This is a genomic window from Stenotrophomonas testudinis, from assembly GCF_024499815.1.
Classification (GTDB): domain Bacteria; phylum Pseudomonadota; class Gammaproteobacteria; order Xanthomonadales; family Xanthomonadaceae; genus Stenotrophomonas.
Map to the genome: position 1 here is coordinate 26,829 of NZ_JAMOKY010000035.1, position 17,136 is coordinate 43,964.

Annotated in this window: 15 protein-coding genes and 1 pseudogene; 9 read left to right on the forward strand and 7 right to left on the reverse strand. The window is 68.7% G+C overall.

Features of this window, described 5'->3' with window-relative positions; genetic code table 11:
- Positions 1-66 precede the first annotated feature (66 nt).
- Both NQ204_RS15840 and NQ204_RS15845 read left to right on the forward strand, forming a co-directional pair.
- Positions 67-693 carry a TIGR00645 family protein gene (locus NQ204_RS15840; protein ID WP_116864190.1) on the forward strand — a complete coding sequence of 209 codons (627 nt, stop codon included), beginning with the start codon at positions 67-69 and terminating at the stop codon, positions 691-693.
- 199 nt (positions 694-892) lie between these two features.
- Positions 893-1,897: an energy transducer TonB gene (locus NQ204_RS15845; protein WP_256644363.1), complete on the forward strand. Its 1,005-nt coding sequence runs from the start codon at positions 893-895 to the stop codon at positions 1,895-1,897.
- 77 nt (positions 1,898-1,974) lie between these two features.
- On the opposite strand, the gene NQ204_RS15850 is transcribed toward NQ204_RS15845, so the two are convergent.
- A complete protein-coding gene (locus NQ204_RS15850; RefSeq protein WP_116865044.1) occupies positions 1,975-2,229 on the reverse strand; it encodes a hypothetical protein in 255 nt (84 codons plus the stop codon).
- A gap of 76 nt (positions 2,230-2,305) precedes the next feature.
- Between NQ204_RS15850 and NQ204_RS15855 the strand changes: the two genes are divergently transcribed.
- Positions 2,306-3,094, forward strand: a complete 789-nt coding sequence (locus NQ204_RS15855) for a helix-turn-helix domain-containing protein (protein WP_116865043.1) — start codon at positions 2,306-2,308, stop codon at positions 3,092-3,094.
- A gap of 104 nt (positions 3,095-3,198) precedes the next feature.
- Here NQ204_RS15855 and NQ204_RS15860 read toward each other — a convergent pair whose 3' ends face one another.
- The 4 genes from NQ204_RS15860 to NQ204_RS15875 all read right to left on the reverse strand — a co-directional run bounded on the left by NQ204_RS15860 (position 3,199) and on the right by NQ204_RS15875 (position 7,939).
- Positions 3,199-4,383: an ABC transporter permease gene (locus NQ204_RS15860; protein ID WP_116865042.1), complete on the reverse strand. Its 1,185-nt coding sequence runs from the start codon at positions 4,381-4,383 to the stop codon at positions 3,199-3,201.
- Positions 4,380-5,126: an ABC transporter ATP-binding protein gene (locus NQ204_RS15865; RefSeq protein WP_108766759.1), complete on the reverse strand. Its 747-nt coding sequence runs from the start codon at positions 5,124-5,126 to the stop codon at positions 4,380-4,382. Before NQ204_RS15865 ends, NQ204_RS15860 begins: the two co-directional genes overlap by 4 nt.
- On the reverse strand, positions 5,123-6,661 hold the full coding sequence (locus NQ204_RS15870) for an alpha/beta hydrolase (protein WP_256644364.1): 1,539 nt from the start codon (positions 6,659-6,661) through the stop codon (positions 5,123-5,125). Before NQ204_RS15870 ends, NQ204_RS15865 begins: the two co-directional genes overlap by 4 nt.
- A gap of 117 nt (positions 6,662-6,778) precedes the next feature.
- Positions 6,779-7,939 (reverse strand): GGDEF domain-containing protein, encoded by a 1,161-nt coding sequence (locus tag NQ204_RS15875; RefSeq protein WP_256644365.1) that lies wholly within the window; start codon positions 7,937-7,939, stop codon positions 6,779-6,781.
- 224 nt (positions 7,940-8,163) lie between these two features.
- Between NQ204_RS15875 and NQ204_RS15880 the strand changes: the two are divergent.
- Positions 8,164-8,657, forward strand: a pseudogene (locus NQ204_RS15880) (lytic polysaccharide monooxygenase); the annotation flags it as partial.
- Positions 8,658-8,709: 52 nt separating this feature from the next.
- Here the strand turns inward: NQ204_RS15880 and NQ204_RS15885 are convergent.
- Positions 8,710-9,459, reverse strand: coding sequence for a ferredoxin--NADP reductase (locus tag NQ204_RS15885; protein WP_256644367.1), 750 nt, complete (start codon positions 9,457-9,459; stop codon positions 8,710-8,712).
- An 84-nt stretch (positions 9,460-9,543) separates the two neighbouring features.
- On the opposite strand from NQ204_RS15885, the gene NQ204_RS15890 reads away from it, so the two are divergent.
- The 4 genes from NQ204_RS15890 to NQ204_RS15905 all read left to right on the forward strand — a co-directional run bounded on the left by NQ204_RS15890 (position 9,544) and on the right by NQ204_RS15905 (position 13,557).
- The gene (locus tag NQ204_RS15890) at positions 9,544-10,512 is read left to right on the forward strand and encodes an ABC transporter ATP-binding protein (RefSeq protein ID WP_165835748.1); all 969 of its coding nucleotides are present in this window, start codon (positions 9,544-9,546) and stop codon (positions 10,510-10,512) included.
- The gene (locus NQ204_RS15895; RefSeq protein WP_256644368.1) at positions 10,509-11,318 is read left to right on the forward strand and encodes an ABC transporter permease; all 810 of its coding nucleotides are present in this window, start codon (positions 10,509-10,511) and stop codon (positions 11,316-11,318) included. Before NQ204_RS15890 ends, NQ204_RS15895 begins: the two co-directional genes overlap by 4 nt.
- Before the next feature lie 386 nt (positions 11,319-11,704).
- Positions 11,705-12,643: a 2-dehydropantoate 2-reductase gene (panE, locus tag NQ204_RS15900; RefSeq protein ID WP_256644369.1), complete on the forward strand. Its 939-nt coding sequence runs from the start codon at positions 11,705-11,707 to the stop codon at positions 12,641-12,643.
- Entirely contained in the window at positions 12,643-13,557 is a 915-nt protein-coding gene (locus NQ204_RS15905) for an NAD-dependent epimerase/dehydratase family protein (protein ID WP_256644370.1), read from the forward strand. The genes panE and NQ204_RS15905 overlap by 1 nt, the downstream gene beginning before the upstream one ends.
- Positions 13,558-13,675: 118 nt before the next feature.
- Here the strand turns inward: NQ204_RS15905 and NQ204_RS15910 are convergent, their stop codons facing one another.
- Positions 13,676-14,473, reverse strand: a complete 798-nt coding sequence (locus tag NQ204_RS15910; protein WP_116865451.1) for a TatD family hydrolase — start codon at positions 14,471-14,473, stop codon at positions 13,676-13,678.
- A 67-nt stretch (positions 14,474-14,540) separates the two neighbouring features.
- Between NQ204_RS15910 and hrpB the strand changes: the two genes are divergently transcribed.
- Complete coding sequence (gene hrpB, locus NQ204_RS15915; RefSeq protein ID WP_256644371.1) at positions 14,541-17,045, forward strand: ATP-dependent helicase HrpB; 2,505 nt, start codon at positions 14,541-14,543, stop codon at positions 17,043-17,045.
- The last annotated feature ends 91 nt before the right edge of the window (positions 17,046-17,136 follow it).

Sequence of the window (17,136 nt, forward strand, 5' to 3'; positions counted from 1 at the left end):
GTTGGCTTGGCACCGTCATGGTGGCCCGGTAACCTCGCCTCTCCCTCGAAACGCAGCATCCCCCGCATGAGTGCAAACCGTCCGCCGCTCTCCCCGCTGTCCAACCTGATCTTCGCCTCGCGCTGGCTGCAGCTGCCGCTGTACCTGGGCCTGATCGTGGCGCAGTGCGTTTATGTGTTCCTGTTTGGCAAGGAACTGTGGCACCTGATTTCGCATTCGGCCTCGATGGGCGAGCAGCAGATCATGCTGATCGTGCTGGGCCTGATCGACGTGGTGATGATTTCCAACCTGCTGGTGATGGTGATCGTCGGCGGTTACGAGACCTTCGTGTCGCGCCTGCGCCTGGAGGGCCACCCGGACCAGCCGGAATGGCTGAGCCACGTCAACGCCAGCGTGCTGAAGGTGAAGCTGGCGATGGCGATCATCGGCATCTCCTCGATCCACCTGCTGAAGACCTTCATCGCCACCGGCGCGCTGGGCGGCATCCCGCTGTGCACCCCGGAGCAGATGAACATCGCAGCCGCCAACATCGGCGCCTCCAAGTGCTCGATGCTGACCGCCGACGGCGTGCTGTGGCAGACCATCATCCACTGCGTGTTCATCCTGTCGGCGATCGGCATCGCCTGGACCGACAAGCTGATGTCCGGCAGCCACGACAAGGCTGACAGCCACGGCAAACCCGGCGCGCACTGAGCCACATGGCCGATGGCGACCGCTTTTGTCGCCATCGGCACGGCCCATCCCCTTGTGCGCAAGGGTGGGCGGGATGCTAGATTGCACCCTCGCCGTTGCCGGCGGCGGCGTCGGGAAACGCCAGCCGCCACGCCCGGACCCCGGTCCCGGCCATGCAGATCCACGGCTTACGTAACGTCGTCTTCTAAAGGGGAGCAGGATGTCGCACGTCACAACGATTGCTGCCGCGCGCCGGTGGATGCCGGTTGCCCTGGCACTGGCACTGGCTGCCTGTTCGGGCAAGGAAGAAACACCAGCACCGGCCGCCGAAGGCGCTGCCACGCCCGCCACCACGCCTGCCGCACCGGCCGTGGCGGCCAAAGTGCAGTCGATGGGCACCGAACAGCTGCGCGATTCGGCCAGCCGTGCCCTGGCCGAGAACCGCATGTACGCGCCGGCCGGCGACAACGCCATCGAGTACTACCTCGCCCTGCGCGACAAGACGCCGGACGACGCCTCGGTGAAGAGCGCGCTGACCGACCTGCTGCCCTACACCCTGATTGCCGCCGAGCAGCATCTGGGCCGCGAGGACTTCGCTGAAGGCCAGCGCCTGGTGGCCCTGATCGAGAAGGTCGACCCGTCGGCGCCGGCCCTGCCGCGCCTGAAGGAAGGCCTGACCAAGGGCGTGCAGGTGGCCGCCAAGCGCACCGAGGACGAGACCGCCAAGGTCAAGAAGGACGCCGAGGACCGCGCCAAGCAGCTGGTTGAACAGCAGCGCCTGGCCGAGCAGCGCGCCAAGGAAGCCGACGCGGCCAAGCAGATTGCCGCCCAGCAGGATGCGGCCCGCCGCGACAGCGAGCGCCAGGACGCCGAACGCCAGGCCGCCGCGCGTCGCGAGGCCGAGCAGAAGCAGCAGCAGGCCGCGGCCCAGCAGGCCAGCGCCGCGCGCGCCGCCGCTGCAACCGCCGCACCGACCCTGCGCCCGGTCAGCACCCCGGCCCCGCGCTACCCGGCCGAGGCCCTGCGCTCGGGCACCTCGGGCGAAGTGCTGATGGAAATCACCGTCGGTACCGACGGCTCGGTGACCAACGCCCGCGTGCTGCGTGCGACGCCGTCGCGCGTCTTCGACCGCGAAGCGCTGAACGCCGTGAAGCGCTGGCGCTTCGAACCAGTGAGCGCCCCGGTCACCACCCGCCGCACCCTGGTGTTCGCGCCGGGCGGCTGACCAGAGCCACGGTAGCGCCGGGCCATGCCTGGCGAGACGCCCTCACAAGGCCCGGAGCGATCCGGGCCTTGTTTGTTTCAGTGCTCGCCGTCGATCAGCTGCTGCAGCGCCGGATCACGCGCCGTCAGCACCTGGAAGAGGCCGAGCGCGTGCAATGCCGGCAACACGCTGCGCAGATCGGTCTCGGCGGCAGCACGGGTGGCATCGCTGCCTGTCGGATCCTGCCAGTCGCGGACGCTGGCGAGGAAGGCGCCGACGCTGCCCTTGCGCACGGTCAGCCCGTTCACCTGCACGTCGTTCTGCTGGTCGGGAAGGATGTCCTGCGGTTTCATGGGAAGTGCTCTCCGGGATGGACGCCCAGTGTCAGGCTTGCGGGATGACTGTTCTGCCGTATAACTGCCAATTGATATGGCAGACCAGCCAACCCCGACACCCTTGATCGAACCCGCACTGGCTGACGCTGGCAGCGGGCCGTGCCTGCTGGGCGCGCAGCTGGCAACGACGGGACCACGCCGCACCGCGCGGCACCGGCACGCACGCGGACAGTTGCTGGGTGCACACAACGGTCTGCTGCGCATTGAAGTGGATAACCATCACTGGCTGTTGCCTGCCGGGTACGTCGCCTGGGTGCCGCCTGATCTGCCGCACGCTCTGGCCAGCATCGGTGCCTTCGATGGTTGGAGCCTGTACTTCAGTACTGCGGCCTGCATCGCATTGCCAGCTGCGCCGCGTGTATTCCAGCCCAGCGTGCTGCTGCAGGCGGCTGTACCGCGCGCCCTGCAGTGGCCGCATGGCGCTCTGGAGGATGCGCAGCTGAGACTGGCGGGCGTGATTGCCGACGAGATTGGCAGCAGCACTCCCCTGCCGCTTGCGCTGCCGCAACCGCGCGACCGTCGCTTGCGGTGCATTGCCGCCGCACTGGCGCGCGCACCGCATGACAACCGCAGCGTTGAAGACTGGGCGCTTGCCAGTGCGCTGTCCGGCCGCAGCCTGGCCCGCCATTGGCTGGCCGAAACAGGCATGACGCTGGGCCAGTGGCGGCAGCGCCTTCGGGTGCTTCTGGCGCTGCCGCGTCTGCTGGCAGGGGAAACAGTCATCGAAGTCGCGTTGTCGATGGGCTATGACACACCCAGTGCGTTCATTGCCGTGTTCAAGCGCGAGATGGGGGTGACGCCGGCGCGGTATGGCGTGCGGTGAAGCCCGTCATGGCGGATCGAAAAACAACGAGGCCCGGTATGACCTGGCCTCGCTGCACATCCGCCGGGCGTGACCCGGCGCTGGCGTTTGCCCATCCCCTTTTTTCAGCCGGAAATGGCCAGGCGCTCCTGGTGGTAGCGGCGCACGGCGGCGAACCACAGGATGGCGGCCAGGCCGAGGCTGGCGCCCAGGTAGACCGCCCAGATGGTCGGGGTGATCACTTCGTGGCGGATCACCTTCAGCAGCATCTGGTTCTGCGACAGGAACGGCACGGCGTACTGCCACAGCTGGCTCTTCACCGGGTAGGCCATCAGCGCATAGCCCGGCAGCATCGGCAGCAGCACCAGCCAGGTCATGTGGCTCTGGGCTTCCTTCATGCTCTTGGCCGCAGCCGACAGGTAGGTCAGCAGTGAGGTGCCGATCAGCAGCATCGGCAGCATCACCAGCAGCATCTGCACCATCGAGAGGATGTTCATGTTGAGCTGCCGGCCGACGTTGCCCGAGGCGAACTGGGCGCTGACCTTGAACGCGACCAGTGTCAGCAGCAGCGACACGAACCCGACCACGCAGGCGGCGCCGATCTTGCCGCTGACGATCGCGCTGCGCGAGCCCGGCGTGGCCAGCAACGGCTCCAGCGATTGCCGCTCACGTTCGCCGGCGGTGGTGTCCATCACCAGGTACGCGCCACCGATGAACGAGGTCAGGGTCAGCAGCACCGGCAGCAGCATCGACAGCATCATGCCGCGCTTGGCTTCGGTACTGGCCATGTCCTGGGTGGCCATGTCGAGCGGTCGTGCGACCTGCGCATCGACGCCACGAGCCATCAGGCGCAGCGCCCCCACCTGCCCGTTGTAGGTGGACAGCGCCGCCTGCAGGCGCGCCGTGGGCACCTCGGCGGCACGCCGCGTGCTGTCGCGGATCACTTCCACCAGCGCCGGCTTGCCGTCGGCCCAGTCCTTGCCGAAATCGGCGCTGATGCGCAGCGCCACGTCGATGTCCTGGGCGCGGATCGCCTCGGCCAGGTCATCCGGTGCCGCAGTCGCGTTCAGGCCCTGCGCGGCAAGGAAGCGGACCAGGTTCGGGGCGTGCTCGGCACCGATCGTGGGGATGTCCAGCGGCTGTTCGATCTGCGTGCGGAAGCGGCTTTCCGACAGCTTGCCCATGCCCAGGATCAGCAACGGGTACAGCAGCGGGCCGAACAGCAGGGTCAGCGCCAGGGTGCGGCGGTCACGCGAGAGGTCGCGCAGTTCCTTGCGCATCACCGTCATCAGGGTCGACATCATGCTCATGCGTGCAGGCCCTCTTCGCTGCCGATCAGTTTCACGAACGCATCTTCCAGGTTGGTTTCGCCGGCCTGCGCGCGCAGTTCGTCGGCACTGCCTGCGGCCATCACGGTGCCCTTGGCGATGATGACGATGTGGTCACACAGCGCACCCACCTCCTGCATGATGTGGCTGGACAGGATCACGCAGCGGCCTTCCTCGCGCAGGCCCAGCAGGAACCGGCGCAGCGCGCGGGTGGTCATCACGTCGAGGCCGTTGGTGGGTTCGTCGAGGATGACGTTGCGCGGGTCGTGCACCAGCGCGCGGGCGATGGCGGTCTTGGTGCGCTGGCCCTGCGAGAAGCCATCGGTCTGGCGGTCGAGGATGTCGGCCATGTCCAGCGCGTGCGACAGCACTTCGATGCGTTCGCGGATGCGCTGCGCCGACAGGCCGTGCAGTTCGCCGAAGTAGGTGATGTTCTCGCGCGCGGTCAGGCGCTTGTAGACACCGCGCGCATCGGGCAGCACGCCCAGGTGGCGGCGCACCTCGATCGGATCGCGGGCGGCATCGATGCCATCGACGGTGATGCTGCCCTGGTCGGGCGTCATCAGCGTGTACAGCATGCGCATGGTGGTGGTCTTGCCGGCGCCGTTGGGGCCGAGCAGTCCGGTGATCTGGCCATCGGCGGCGCGGAAGCCGACGTTGGCCACCGCCTGGACGCGACCGGTGCGGGTGTCGAAGGCCTTGTGCAGGTTGTCGGCGACGATCATGGGGTCCATCCGTTGAACGAGGTGAACGCCGGCACGTGGCTCAGCGTGTCCAGGCAGCTGGCGTCGAGCGCCTTGGCATCGTTGGCATCGATGAACTGGCCCAGCAGGCGCGGCATGCAGCCGGCGGTGAGGGTGCCGTGGCCCTGGCCGCGGGCGACCAGTGCGCGGCCGTTGGGCAGGCCCTTGAGCACCTGTTCGGCGTAGCGCGGCGGGGTGACCGGATCCAGCTCGCCGGACAGCAGCAGCACCGGCAGGTCGCTTTTCAGCGGTGCAGTGAGCGTGGCCGCAGCCGGCTGGTGCGGCCACACCGGACAGGCGGCGAAGAACGCACGCGCCGCCTCCGGGCCGAACAGATCATCGTCGCTGGTGGCCGGTGCCTGGTAGCGCGGTGCATCCTCGCTGCAGATGACCGACCACTGCATGCCACGGTTGATCTGGAAATCCATGGTGCGGGTCGCGCCGCGTGCCAGCGAAGCCAGCGGCGCATAGCGGCCCTGTGCGGCTTCATCCAGCACCAGCGGCAGCAGCGAGGAATACTCGGGCACGTAGGAGAAGGCGAAGGCCAGGCCGACCACACTGTCCGGGGACAGCACATCCTGGCGCGGCGCGTTGGTGCCCGGGTCGCGGTAATCGACGGTGACCGGTGCGCGGCGCAGGGTGTCAACCACGCTGCGCAGCTGGGTGCGGGTATCGACCGGGAAGCGCTTGCTGCACGCGGCATCCTTGCGGCACTGCGCGGACTGCAGGGTGATGGCGTTGTCGAAGGTGTTGGCGAACTCGCCGCCGACCACCAGGTCGTTGGGCACAACGCCGTCGATGACCAGGCTGCGGGTGTGCTGCGGGTAGGCGATCGCGTAGCGCTGGGCCACGCGGGTGCCGTAGGAGCCGCCAACCAGGTTCAGTTTGTCCGCGCCCAGCGCCTGGCGCACCGCATCCAGATCGGCGATGGCCTCAGCGGTGGTGTAGAAGCGCGCATCGGCGCGCCCCTGCAGCGATGCCGCGCACTGCTGTGCGTAGTCGCGCAGCAGCGCCTCACTCGGCGCCGCGTCCTCGTCCATCTGCAGCGCCTTGCCGTCCGCGCCCAGGCAGCTGAGCGGATTGGAGCCGCCGGTGCCACGCTGGTCGATCAGGAACACGTCACGCTGCTTGCGCACCTGGCGCAGGGCCGTATCGACGATGACTGCCACTTCGCTGGCCGCCTGGCCGGGGCCGCCGGCGAGGAAGAACACGGGATCCGGCTGGCCGTTGCCGCTGTCATCCGATTCCAGCCAGGCGATGCGCAGGTCGATCTTGCGGCCCTCGGGATGGGCGCGGTCTTCGGGCACCTGCAGCTTGCCGCACTGGGCTTCGACGTTGGCGCTGGCGCCGACCGTGGTCAGCGTGCACGGACGGAACTCGATCGCCCCGTAGCGCTGGCTTGGCGTGTCATTGCCGTCGGCGGCACCGGGAGCCGTTGCACTACAGCCGGCAAGTATCGCGCCGGCAAACAGCATGCTGGCCGATCGCCTGGCCAGTCGGAAATGGTGTTTTTGCATCGTGCTTGATTCCCCTGGAGGACGTTCCTGTCGACCACGACGCAGCGCCGCGGCAGATGTGACCCACTTTCGAACAAACTTACACGGCCCCGGCGCTGGCGGCGATGGGCAATCGCGCTAGGCCGTTTCGGCAGCCGCCACCAGCCGGTCGCGGCCTTCGGCCTTGGCCCGGTACAGCGCGGCATCGGCGCGGGCGATCAGCCCAGCCAGGTCGCTATGACCATCATCCATGGCCAGGCCGATGCTGGCGGTCACCGCCACCGGGCCGGTACCCAGCGGCGCCGGCCGTTGCTGCAGTGCATGACGGATGACCGTGGCCAGTCGCTCCGCTTCGCCGGCACTGCCGGGCAGCAGCAACAGGAACTCCTCGCCGCCATAGCGACTGAGCAGGTGCACGTGGCCGCGTGCGCAGTGCTCCAGCACGCCGGTGAAATGCTGCAGCACCTGGTCGCCTGAAAGATGCCCCCAGCGGTCATTGATCGCCTTGAAGTGGTCCACGTCCAGCAGCAGCACCGCCAGCGGGCGCTGCAGGCGGCGCACCTGCTGCAGCTGGTCGGCCCCGTCGGCCAGCACCGCGCTGCGGTTGAGCAGGCCGGTGAGGCCATCGGTACGGGCGGCGCGGCGCAGGTCCACCAGCAGGCGTTCGAGCAGCAGCAGGACCAGCGCAAAGCAGCGCGCCAGTTCCAGCATTATCCCGGCCAGGTAGGTGAGGAACATCGGCGAGCCCACACGCATGATGTCCCCGCCCGCATCGGCATCTGGCGGCAGGAACAGGCGCACGACGTAGACCACCGCTTCGGCGAGGAACACCGCCGCTGCCAGCCGGCAGCTGATGCGCTGTGCCGGCGGCGCATGGCGCAGCAGCAGAACAGCGATCCAGCTGTTGATGATGATCGCGAACACGCTGAACACGTGCAGGCGCACCTCCAGGATGGGCCATGCCACCAGGAACAGGAAGATGCCGGCCATGAAGGCAGCGACCAGGCCCAGCGAGCGCCACAGCGGCATCGGCTGGCCGAGGTGCAGGGCCATGCCGCGCAGCATCAGTACGCTCGAGGCCGCCATGGCCGCATTGCCGCCGAGGATGGCCGGCACCTGCGGCAGCCAGGGGCGCAGCCCCATCAGGATCACGCCCAGGGTCAGCAGCCACAGGCTGGCCGTCCACAAACGCAGCACCGGCTGCCCGCGCAGCGCCACCAGCAGCAGCGAAAAGCCCGTTGCGATGCCGATGCACAGCAGCAGGCCAAGTACACCGATGGTGGGAAGGTCCAGGGACATGCGGTCCGTGCGTGCCAGGCAATGCCTGCATCCTAGCGCGTTCTGGCGAAACCGCTGTTGCGGGCGCGAATTCAAGCGGCCGGATGCGCGCGTGGTCTGCGGCACGCATCGCATGAAAACGGTTAACGCGTTTGCACTCGTGCACTTTTAGGAATCGTTGCATGGTGGTGGCTGCAACGGGTGTGGAGACTGCCCCCTCTTCCACACGTCCAGGGACGCACCCCATGCAGACACGCCTCCTGCTCGCCGTCGCCGCGACGCTGTCCGCAGGGATCTTCCTGCCCGGCAGCGCGCAGGCGCACGGCACGCTGTCCAAGCCGATGAGCCGCATCTACGCCTGTTACCAGGGCAATCAGGAGATTCCGACCAACCCCGCCTGCGCCGCCGCCAAGGCCTTGGGGGGGCGCAGCCGTTCTACGACTGGGCCGGCATCAACCAGGCCAACGCCAATGGCAACCATCAGGCGGTCGTGCCCGATGGCCAGCTGTGCAGCGGCGGCAACAGCAAGTACCGCGGCCTGGACCTGGACCGCAGCGACTGGACGACATCATTGATCCGCGCCGATGCCAGCGGTCGCTACACCTTCGAGTTCCTGGCCCCGGCGCCGCATGCCACCCGCGAGTGGAAGTTCTATGTCACCCGCGATGGCTGGAAGGCCGGCGACGGGCTGCGCTGGTCGGACCTCGAAGCGTTCTGCACCCTGGGCAACGTGCCGCTTCGAGAACGTGAGGTGCCGGCCAGCGGCCGGCACTATCGCGCCCGTGGCCGGCCTACTTGCTGCTGACGTACTTCTCGCGGCGGATCTGCGGGTTGCCGAGCCCCGCTTCCTTCAGCGCCTCGGCGCAGGCATCGACCATGTCCGGGTTGCCGCACAGGTAGGCGATGTCGGTGGCCGGGTCCGGCGTGAAGCCTGCCAGGGCCTGCTGCACGTAGCCGTGGTGCACGTCCGGGTGCGGGTCGGCCGGCAGTTCGCGCGACAGGCACGGCACATAACGGAAGTTCGGGTGCTTTTCGGCGAAGCTGTAGAAATCTTCGCTGTACAGCAGCTCGCCCGGGCTGCGCGCGCCCTGCAGCAGGACCACCTGCACGCCGCGCTCGGCCATGGCCGTTTCCAGCAGCGGCAGCATCGACCGGTACGGGGTAACGCCGGTGCCGGTGGCGATCAGCAGGTAGCGGGCATTGTGGTCGCCGGGGTTCAGGCAGAAGCGGCCGTACGGGCCGGACGCACTGACCTGGCCGCCGAGGTCCAGCGCCTCGAACAGGGCCGTGGCGGCACCACCGGGCACGAAGCTGACGGCGATATCCACCGCCTCGCCCGGGCCCAGCGCGTGGTCATGGAGGGTCGCCAGCGAGTAGCTGCGCTTGGTTTCGGTGCCATCGGCGTAGCTGAAATGGACCTGGATGAACTGGCCGGGCTGGAAATCCAGCGGCTGGCCGTCATCACGCACGAACTGGTAGTGGCCGACGGTGGGCGCCAGCATGCGGCGGCCGACCAGCTTGATGGGGAATTGGACAGGCACGACTTTTCGGGACAGTGTGTAGCCGGGGCAAGCCCTCGGGGTCTTCTATAATAGCCCCTCCCCGCCCCTCTCCAGCGCCAGCCCATGGGCGCGAAGGCTTCGAGCTTGGCTTCCCTGAACGATACGGCGCCCGCCCTGCGCGTGCGCGACCTGCGCAAGACCTATGACAACGGCACCCAGGCCCTGAAAGGGGTTTCCCTGGAGGTCGCCCCGGGCGATTTCTTCGCCCTGCTCGGCCCCAACGGCGCTGGCAAGTCCACCCTGATCGGCATCATCAGCTCCCTGGTCAACCTCAGCGAGGGCCAGGTGGAAGTGTTCGGCAGCGACCTGGTGCGCAACCGCAGCGCCACCATGCGCCTGATCGGCCTGGTGCCGCAGGAAATCAACTTCAACCTGTTCGAGAAGCCCTTCGACATCCTGGTCAACTACGCCGGTTTCTATGGCGTGGCCCGCGAGGAAGCGGAGAAGCGCGCCGAAGAGGAACTGAAGCGCGCGCACCTGTGGGAAAAGGCGCAGGTGATGAGCCGCACCCTGTCCGGTGGCATGAAGCGCCGCCTGATGATCGCCCGCGCGATGATGACCCGCCCGCGCCTGCTGATCCTCGACGAGCCGACCGCCGGCGTGGACATCGAGATCCGCCGCGACATGTGGCGGGTGCTGAAGGAGATCAATGCCGCCGGCACCACGATCATCCTCACCACCCACTACCTGGAAGAGGCCGAGTACCTGTGCCGCAACCTGGCCATCATCAACCACGGCCAGATCGTCACCCAAGGCCCGATGCGTACCCTGCTGGCCAAACTCGATGTGGAAGGCTTCCTGCTGGACATCGATGGTGACCTGCCCGCGCAGCTGCCGATGATCGAGGGCGCGACCCTCACCGCGCCGGATGCGCACACGCTGGACATCGACATGCCGCGCGCCATGGACCTCAACCGCGTGTTCGCCACGTTGAACGCGTCCGGCATCCGCGTGCGTTCGATGCGTACCAAGAGCAACCGCCTGGAGGAACTGTTCGTGCGCCTCACCGGCAACCAGGAGACCTCCGCATGAGCGGCACCCCGAATACGCCCGCTGCGCCGATCACCGACGCCCAGCGCAACCGCATCGCCCTGATGACCATCGTGCGCCGCGAAGTGGCGCGCATCCTGCGCATCTGGGGCCAGACCCTGGTGCCGCCGGCGATCACCATGACCCTGTACTTCCTCATCTTCGGCGGCCTGATCGGTTCGCGCGTGGGTGACATGGGCGGTTACAGCTACATGCAGTTCATCGTGCCGGGCCTGGTGATGATGAGCGTGATCCAGAACAGCTACGGAAACATCAGCTCCTCGTTCTTCGGCGCCAAGTTCGGCCGCCACGTGGAAGAACTGCTGGTGAGCCCGATGCCGAACTGGGTGATCCTGTGGGGCTACGTGGCCGGTGCGGTGCTGCGCGGCCTGATGGTGGGCGTCATCGTGCTCATCATCGCCATGTTCTTCACCCCGGTGCGCATCCCGCACCCGCTGGTGACGCTGACCACGGTGATCCTGGGCGCGACGATCTTCTCGCTGGCCGGCTTCATCAACGCGGTGTACGCCAAGAAGTTCGATGACGTGGCGATCGTGCCGACCTTCATCCTGACCCCGCTGACCTACCTGGGCGGCGTGTTCTATTCGGTGAAGCTGCTGCCGGGCTGGGCCGAGGCGGCCACGCACGCCAACCCGATCTTCTACATGGTCAATGCGTTCCGCTACGGCCTGCTGGGCAGCAGCGACGTGCCGGTGTGGGTGGCCTATGCGCTGATGCTCGGCTTCGTGGTGGTGCTGACGGGGCTGGCGCTGTGGCTGCTGCGCCGTGGCGTGGGCATGCGCAGCTGAGGGTTGCCTGCAGGGCCTGCGGCCCTGCACCCGCTGCAAGCCGGAGCAACGTCAACGTCAGAAGCTGGGTATCCGTGGGTTGGCGGGGTGGGTCCGGTTGAGGGGGACGCCGTAGACCCATCCATGGGGGCTTGGTCACGCCATCCATGCCGCTCACACCCCCTCAACCGGACCCACCCCGCCTTCGACAGTTGGCCGGTGGCCAGGATGAGGCGTAAACCTGTAGAGCCGAAGGCAGCGGCAGGAGCCGCTGCCAACGTTGCGTGCGACGGCCCGAAGGGTGCCGGTCAGGACGACCGGCATAGCCTATGCTCGGCTCTTTTTTTGCCTGCAATCTCCGGCACAATCGGGGGTCGAACACTCCCCCGGAAAACGGTGAACGTGCAATGCGCATCCTGATTCTCGGCGCCGGTGGTACCGGCGGTTACTTCGGCGGCCGCCTCGCGCAGGCCGGCGTGGACGTGACCTTCCTGGTCCGCCCGACCCGCGCCAGCCAGCTGGACCGCGATGGCCTGGTCATCCGCAGCCCCGTAGGCGACGCCAGCTTCCCGGTACAGCACGTCACTGCCGATGCCCTGCCCGCGCTTGCCGCGCAGCAGCCCTTCGACCTGGTCATCCTCAGCTGCAAGGCCTACGACCTGGACAGTTCGATCGATGCGATCGCACCGGCGGTGGGCGCCCACACCAGCGTGCTGCCCATTCTCAACGGCCTGCACCACTACGGCGCGCTGGATGCACGCTTCGGCCGTGAGGCCGTGCTCGGCGGCCTGTGCTTCATCAGCGCCACCAAGGCGCCCGACGGCGCGGTGCTGCACCTGGGCAAGCCCGCCAAGCTGACCTTCGGCGAGCGCGACGGTGGTGCGATCTCCGACCGCGTGCGTGCCTTCGCCGCTGCCTGTGCGCAGGCCAACCTGGACCACCTGGCCAGCGAGCAGATCGGCCAGGAGCAGTGGATCAAGTACACCTTCCTGACCGCGCTCGCAGCGGCTACCTGCCTGCTGCGCGCGGACATCGGCACGATCGTCGCCACCGATGATGGCGAGGCCATCGTGCGCGGCCTGTACGACGAGTGCCTGGCCGTAGCCGAGGCGGCCGGTGAGCCGGTGCCGCAGGCCGCGCAGGATACCGCGCGCGGCACCCTGAGCCAGGCCGGTTCTGCACTGAAAGCCTCGATGCTGCGCGATCTGGAAGCCGGCCAGCAGGTGGAAGCGGCGCACATCGTCGGTGACATGCTGGTGCGCGCACGCAAGGCCGAGCAGGAAGCACTGCTGCTGCAGGTCGCCTACAGCAGCCTGCAGGCCTACCAGTCGCAGCGCAGCGCGTGATGGCATCGCCCGCGCCACTGCCGTCGCCGGTGCTGATCCTCGGCCTGGGCTGGAGTGGGCGCGTACTCGCCGCGCAGCTGCAGGCGCGTGGCGTACAGGTGTCGGGCACGGTGCGCGATCCGTCGTCGACAGCCGACGATGGACTGCAGCGGCACCGCCTGCATGCCGATGCCGCGCCGTCAGTGGCGTTGCTGGAGGCCATCGCACAGGCGCAGGCGGTGCTGTGCAGCGTGCCGCCGGATGCACAGGGCGACCCTGCACTGCGCCAGCTGCTGCCTGCGCTGCAGGCCAGTACGGCGCTGCGTTGGGTGGGCTATCTATCCTCGACTTCGGTCTATGCCGATCGTGGCGGTGGCTGGGTGGACGAGAACAGCGAGGCCGATGCCAGCGAAACCGCTGGCGTGCAGCGCCGCCTGGCCGAAACGCAGTGGCGGGCCCTGGCCGACGCGCGTGGTATCGCCTCGGCGGTGTTCCGTCTGCCGGGCCTGTATGGCCCTGGCCGCAATGCGCTGCTGCAGTTGGCCGAGCGCCGCGCGCGCCATGTCGTACGGCCCGGGCTGGTGTTCAACCGGCTGCATGTGGAGGATCTGTCGGCGGTGGTCATCGCGGCGATGCAGCGGCCCACGCGGGATGGCCTGTACTTGCCTGCCGATGACGAACCGGCGCCACCGCAGGATGTGCTGGCCTATGCCGCACGGCTCGGTGGGTTCGCGCTGCCACCGGCAGTGGCCTGGGATGACCCGGCGGTGAGCGCAACGCTGCGGCGCTTCTACGCCAGCAGCAAGCGCGTCGACAGCTGCGGTACGCGCGAAGCGCTGGCGTGGGCGCCGAAGTTTGCGACGTATCGGGAGGGGCTGGAGGAGCTGGCCGCTTCGCTCGCCGGGCATGGCCCGGCGCTACCGCGCGACGTCTGATTCCCACCGCTGTGCTCGCCGGGCGTGGCTCGGCGCTACCGTCCTGTGTCCACCGCTCTTGTAGAGCCGAGCCCATGCTCGGCTTGCGGCAGCCGAGCATGGGCTCGGCTCTACAGGATCAACCCGCGTCGGGCAGGCGGAAGAACGTGCGCGTCGCGGCGGTGGCATTGGCCGCGGTCACGGCCACGTCTTCGCCACGATCGCGGGCCAGTTCCTCGACGATGTGCGAGAGGAACATCGGTTCGTTGCGGCGGTCCTTCGGCATCGGCTTCAGCGTACGCGGCAGCAGGTACGGCGCGTCGGTCTCGATCATCAGGCGGTTGGCCGGGATGTTCTTCACCAGTTCGCGCAGGTGCGCGCCACGGCGCTCGTCGCACAGCCAGCCGGTGATGCCGATGTACCAGTCCTGGTCCAGGTAATCGAACAGCTCGTCACGTTCGCCGGTGAAGCAATGCACCACCGCCGGGCCGAGGCGGCCTTCGAAGTTCTTCATCTGCGCCATGAAATCGGCATGCGCATCGCGCTGGTGCAGGAACAGCGGCTTGCCATTGTCCGCGGCCAGCTGCAGCTGGCGCTCGAAAGCGCGGTGCTGGGCCGGGCGCGGCGAGAAATCACGGAAGTAATCCAGCCCGCACTCGCCCACCGCCACCACGTCCGGGTGCGCATGCAGCGCGCGCATTTCGGCGTCGCATTCCTCGGTGTATTCCACCGCGTGGTGCGGGTGCACGCCCGCGGTGGCGTACAGGAAACCCGGATGCTGCTGGGCCAGCTGCACGGCCAGCGGCGAGTGCTCGCGGCTGGCACCGGTGATGACCATCTGCACCACGCCGGCCTGCCGTGCGCGGTCCAGGACGGCATCGCGGTCGCGGTCGAAGGAGTCGTGGGTCAGGTTGGCGCCGATATCGATCAGGTGCATGGTCATCGCGGGGGAAAAGTGCCCGCGCATTGTACCCGCGCCGGCCATGGCCCCTTATCCTTTGCACATGAACGCCCCGCTCTTCCCGATTTCCCCGCTGCTGCCGCAGATCCAGCAGCACCTGGCCGCGCAGCCGCGGCTGGTGCTGGAAGCTCCGCCCGGTGCCGGCAAGACCACCCAGGTGCCGCTGGCCCTGCTCGATGCGCGGTGGCTGCAGGACCGCAGGATCATCCTGCTGGAACCGCGCCGGGTGGCCGCACGCAGCGCCGCACTGTTCATGGCGCGGCAGCTGGGCGAAGAGGTGGGCGGCACCGTCGGCTACCGCATCCGCTTCGAGAACAAGGTCTCCGCGCGCACCCGCATTGAAGTGGTCACCGAAGGCATCCTGACCCGCATGCTGCAGGATGACCCGATGCTGGAAACGGTCGGCGCGATCCTGTTCGATGAATTCCATGAGCGCCACCTCAGTGGCGACCTCGGCCTGGCCCTGGCGCTGGACGTGCAGGCGCAGCTGCGCGACGACCTGCGGCTGGTGGTGATGTCGGCCACGCTGGATGGCGAGCGGCTTGCCCGCTTCCTCGATGCGCCGCGCCTGAGCAGCGAAGGCCGCAGCTACCCGGTGGCGGTCAGCCATTTTCCGGCGCGCCGCGATGAGGCGCTGGAACTGCAGGTGCGCCGCGCGGTGCAGCAGGCTCTGGCCGATCATCCCGGCGACCTGCTGGTGTTCCTGCCCGGCCAGCGCGAGATCGCGCGCGTGCAGGCGGGCCTGCAGGAATCGCTGGACGGCAGCGTCGAGGTGCTGGCGCTGCACGGCGAGCTGCCGGTGGAACAGCAGGCACGCGTGCTGCAGGTCGCCAGCGATGGCCGCCGCCGCGTGGTGCTGGCCACCAACGTGGCCGAATCCTCGGTGACCCTGCCCGGCGTGCGCGTGGTGATCGACAGCGGCCAGGCGCGCGAGCCGCGCTACGATCCCAACAGCGGCTTCACCCGGCTGGACGTGGTGGCCATCGCCCAGGCCTCGGCCGACCAGCGCGCCGGCCGTGCCGGACGCGTGGCCGAGGGCGTGGCGTGGCGGCTGTGGCCGCAGTCGCAGCGGCTGGAGCCGCAGCGCCGCGCCGAGATCGACCAGGTGGAACTGGCCGGGCTGGCACTGGAACTGGCGGCCTGGGGCAGCAGCGACCTGCGTTTCCTCGATCCGCCGCCGTCCGGCCCGATGGCCGCCGCACGCGAACTGCTGCAGCGCCTGGGCGCACTGTCGGACACCGGCGCGATCACCGCACTCGGTCGCCGCGTACTGGCGCTGGGCACCCACCCGCGCATGGCGGCGATGCTGCTGGCCGCGCCCGATGCGCGCGCACAAGCGCTGGCCGCCGATCTGGCCGCACTGCTGGAAGCACGCGATCCGCTGCGCCAGGGCGGCGATGCGCTGGCCGCGCGCTGGCGTGCACTGGCGGCATTCCGCAATGGTCGTGCGCCGTCCGATGCCAACCGCAGCGGACTGGCCGCCATCGATGCCGCCGCCAAGCAGTGGCGCCGACGCCTGCGCTGCGACGCCACGCCGCCCAGCAGCATCGAAGCGCATGAACTGGGTGATCTGCTGGCCCACGCCTTCCCCGACCGCATCGGCTTCCAGCACCCCAGCGATCCGCTGCGCTACCTGCTGGCCAACGGCCGCAGCGCGCGCCTGCATGAACTGAGCGACCTGCGCGGCGAGCCGTGGCTGGTGGTCAGCGAGCTGCGCTATGAAGCACGCGATGCCCTGCTGCTGCGCGCCGCGCCCGTGGATGAAAACGCGTTGCGCGCGGCATGGCCGCAGCGCTTCGTCACCGAGGACACCGTGCGCTGGGACAGCGAGCGCCGCGCCCTGGTGGCCCTGCGCGAGACGCGCTTCGACCGTATCGTGCTGGACAGCCGCTCGGCCGGCCGCGTCGATCCGCAGCATGCCGCGCAGGCACTGACCGATGCGGTGGCCGAACTCGGCCTGTCCGCGCTGCCGTGGACCGAGGGGCTGCGCCAGTGGCAGGCGCGGGTGGAATCGCTGCGCCGCTGGATGCCCGAACTCGGCCTGCCCGACTGCAGCGACTGCGCCCTGCTCGCCACGCGCGCGCAATGGCTGCAGCCGGCCTTCGCCGGCAAGACGCGGCTGGATGCCCTGGACGAGGGCAGCTTCGGTGAAGCACTGAAGTCGCCACTGGAATGGTCGCAGCGGCAGCTGGTGGAGCGCCATGCGCCGATCCGCATCACCGTGCCCTCGGGTCTGGAGCGATCGATCAGCTACGCGCTGGACAGCGAGAGCGGTGAACCGCTGCCGCCGGTGCTGGCGGTGAAGCTGCAGGAACTGTTCGGCCTGGCCGACACCCCGTGCATCGCCGATGGCCGCGTGCCGCTGACCCTGCACCTGCTGTCGCCCGGTGGCCGCCCGCTGCAGGTCACCCAGGACCTTCGCAATTTCTGGGAAAACACCTATGCCGAGGTGAAGAAGGAAATGAAGGGCCGCTACCCGCGCCATCCGTGGCCGGAGGACCCGTGGACGGCGACCGCCACGCACCGGGCGAAGCCGCGGGGCACCTGATGAATTCCGGTAGCGGGGGGGGGGGGGGGGGGGGGGGGGGGGGGGGGGGGGGGGGGCGGGGGGGGGGGGGGGGGGGGGGGGGGGGGGGGGG

What these genes read in the sequence shown, in the direction of transcription:
- NQ204_RS15850 (WP_116865044.1), bottom strand. Translation starts at nt 2,229, where the DNA reads ATGAAACCGCAGGACATCCTTCCCGACCAGCAGAACGACGTGCAGGTG.
- NQ204_RS15840 (WP_116864190.1), top strand. Translation starts at nt 67, where the DNA reads ATGAGTGCAAACCGTCCGCCGCTCTCCCCGCTGTCCAACCTGATCTTC.
- hrpB (WP_256644371.1), top strand. Translation starts at nt 14,541, where the DNA reads ATGAACGCCCCGCTCTTCCCGATTTCCCCGCTGCTGCCGCAGATCCAG.
- NQ204_RS15895 (WP_256644368.1), top strand. Translation starts at nt 10,509, where the DNA reads ATGAGCGGCACCCCGAATACGCCCGCTGCGCCGATCACCGACGCCCAG.
- NQ204_RS15870 (WP_256644364.1), bottom strand. Translation starts at nt 6,661, where the DNA reads ATGCAAAAACACCATTTCCGACTGGCCAGGCGATCGGCCAGCATGCTG.
- NQ204_RS15890 (WP_165835748.1), top strand. Translation starts at nt 9,544, where the DNA reads ATGGGCGCGAAGGCTTCGAGCTTGGCTTCCCTGAACGATACGGCGCCC.
- NQ204_RS15855 (WP_116865043.1), top strand. Translation starts at nt 2,306, where the DNA reads ATGGCAGACCAGCCAACCCCGACACCCTTGATCGAACCCGCACTGGCT.
- NQ204_RS15905 (WP_256644370.1), top strand. Translation starts at nt 12,643, where the DNA reads ATGGCATCGCCCGCGCCACTGCCGTCGCCGGTGCTGATCCTCGGCCTG.
- NQ204_RS15860 (WP_116865042.1), bottom strand. Translation starts at nt 4,383, where the DNA reads ATGAGCATGATGTCGACCCTGATGACGGTGATGCGCAAGGAACTGCGC.
- NQ204_RS15910 (WP_116865451.1), bottom strand. Translation starts at nt 14,473, where the DNA reads ATGCACCTGATCGATATCGGCGCCAACCTGACCCACGACTCCTTCGAC.
- NQ204_RS15865 (WP_108766759.1), bottom strand. Translation starts at nt 5,126, where the DNA reads ATGATCGTCGCCGACAACCTGCACAAGGCCTTCGACACCCGCACCGGT.
- panE (WP_256644369.1), top strand. Translation starts at nt 11,705, where the DNA reads ATGCGCATCCTGATTCTCGGCGCCGGTGGTACCGGCGGTTACTTCGGC.
- NQ204_RS15875 (WP_256644365.1), bottom strand. Translation starts at nt 7,939, where the DNA reads ATGTCCCTGGACCTTCCCACCATCGGTGTACTTGGCCTGCTGCTGTGC.
- NQ204_RS15845 (WP_256644363.1), top strand. Translation starts at nt 893, where the DNA reads ATGTCGCACGTCACAACGATTGCTGCCGCGCGCCGGTGGATGCCGGTT.